Source organism: Nguyenibacter vanlangensis, assembly GCF_013376155.1.
In the GTDB taxonomy this organism is placed as follows: domain Bacteria; phylum Pseudomonadota; class Alphaproteobacteria; order Acetobacterales; family Acetobacteraceae; genus Gluconacetobacter; species Gluconacetobacter vanlangensis.
The window spans coordinates 1-2,048 of record NZ_JABXXP010000516.1 but is presented as its reverse complement, the minus strand read 5'-3'; the positions used below and the strand labels follow the sequence as shown (position 1 = coordinate 2,048).

The window sequence follows — 2,048 nt, the reverse complement described above, 5'->3', positions numbered from 1 at the left end:
AGCAGCAGGGCCAGCACGCGGGTCGCCGCCCGCGTTCCGCGCGGGCCGGGGGTGGGGGAGAGCCGGTTCACGTCGTCCCCTGCCCTGTTGTTGCCTGCCCTGTCTTTGGGCCGGATGGGCCGCCGGCCAGGTATGTCGCGATCAGGCGGGTCTGCATTGTCCAGCCGCCGTCACTGGCCGCGTAGGCGCGGGCGCGGCGCGCCGGCGGGAGCTGGTCGAAGCCGGATTCGGTGATGGTGAGGCGGGTGCCGTCCGCGACCGGTTCGAGAGCGAAGACGATCAGCGTCATTGGTTCGGCCGTGTAATCGATGCCGGGTTCGACGGCGAACGGGTGCCAGCGGAAGGCGATGCGCCGCATCGGGACGATCTGGTCGACCTGGAGCGCGAAGGCGGTGCCTGCGTAGGGTTGCTGCAGGCGGGCGATGTCGGGGTCCATGCGGGTGGGGACGATATGCCCCGTCACCGTGGCGCCGGCGGCGAACGGCCCGTCGAACCGGACACCGAACCAGGTGCCGAACTGCCCGGCATCGGCGACGGCATGCCAGACCGCCTGGAGCGGGGCGGGCAGGATGACCTGCTTTTCGATGCGGTCGGGCGTCATGCGGGTGCCTCCGGGGCTGGGTTCGGCATAGCAGGGGACGGAAGCGTCGGACAAGCGTGAGGTGGGCAAGCGTGAGGTGGGACACGCATTGAGGTGGGACACGCATTGAGGTGGGCCGCCCGGGCTTGCGCCCGTGCGGCCGGGGGCGCTACATCCGGGTGATTGCCCGTTCTGCCTTGTGCAGATGACGATCCGGACCGAACGCCTTCCCGGGACAGGGCGCATTGCATCGCACGGCGCAGGCCGTGGGCGTCATGCGTTGGGAGAGGAGACGGGGCATGGTTGCGGACCTGCTGATCGATGACGCGTACCTGTATGTCGATCGCGGCTGGGAGATCGCCGGCGGGTGGATCGCCATCAAAGACGGGCGGGTGCAGGCCGTGGGCGCGGGCGCGGACCGGCCCGAGGCGCGGCGGGTCATCTCGGCCAGGGGGCGGCTGGTGACGCCCGGGCTGATCAACGCCCACCACCATATGTACCAGAACCTGACCCGGGCCTTCGCGCCCGTGACGAGCGCCAGCCTGTTCGACTGGCTGCGCGGGCTGTATCCGCGCTGGGCGATGCTGACGGACGAGTCGGTCTATGTCTCGACCTTCGTCGCGATCGCGGAATTGCTGATGGGCGGCTGCACGACGTCGATGGACCATATGTATGTCCATCCGCGCCCGCTTCTGATCGACGCGCAGATCCGCGCGGCGCGGGAGATCGGGTTCCGGTTCTATGCCACGCGGGGGTCGATGACCCGGTCGGTCGAGGATGGCGGGCTGCCGCCGCGCAGCGTGGTGCAGGACGAGGACACGATCCTGGCGGACAGCGTGCGGCTGGCCGAGACCTATCACGATCCGGCGCCGGGGGCGATGACGCGGCTGGCGCTGGCACCGTGCTCGCTGTTCTCGGTCTCCGAGCGGATCATGGTGGAATCGGCGCGACTGGCCGAGGCCCATGACCTGCGGCTGCATACCCACCTGGCCGAGGACCATGACGAGGACCGGTATTGCGCCGAGATCTATGGCTGCACGCCGGTGGAATATTTCGAGCGCGTGGGATGGGCCGGGCCGCGATCCTGGGTAGCGCATTTCATCTATCCGTCCGAGGCGGAGATCGGCCGGCTGGCCCATGCCGGGGTGTGCAGCGCGCAATGCCCGTGTTCGAACATGATGATCGGCGGCGGGTCGGCCGATGCGATGCGGCTGCGGCGGCTGGGCATGCGGGTGGGGCTGGGCTGTGACGGGTCGGCATCGACCGACCATGCGTCGATGTGGCTGGAGACCCGCATGGCGATGCTGCTGGGCCGGTATCGCAACGGGCCGACGGCGATGACGGCGCGCGACGCGCTGGACCTGGCGACGCGGGGCGGCGCGGCCTGCCTGGGCTGGGAGGACGAGATCGGGCATCTGCGCCCCGGGGCCTGTGCCGACCTGGTGATCTGGCACCTGTCGGACGTGGC

Annotated in this window: 2 protein-coding genes; one reads left to right on the top strand and one right to left on the bottom strand. The window is 70.0% G+C overall.

All coding sequences use genetic code 11. From position 1 onward, the window contains the following. Window positions 1–67: 67 nt before the first annotated feature. The gene (locus tag HUK84_RS16055) at window positions 68–601 is read right to left on the bottom strand and encodes an SRPBCC family protein (RefSeq protein WP_176641181.1); all 534 of its coding nucleotides are present in this window, start codon (window positions 599–601) and stop codon (window positions 68–70) included. 278 nt (window positions 602–879) lie between these two features. On the opposite strand from HUK84_RS16055, the gene HUK84_RS16050 reads away from it, so the two are divergent. Continuing rightward, on the top strand, window positions 880–2,048 hold a 1,169-nt coding region (locus tag HUK84_RS16050; protein WP_176641180.1), incomplete at its 3' end, for an amidohydrolase family protein.

What these genes read in the sequence shown, in the direction of transcription:
- HUK84_RS16055 (WP_176641181.1), bottom strand. Translation starts at nt 601, where the DNA reads ATGACGCCCGACCGCATCGAAAAGCAGGTCATCCTGCCCGCCCCGCTC.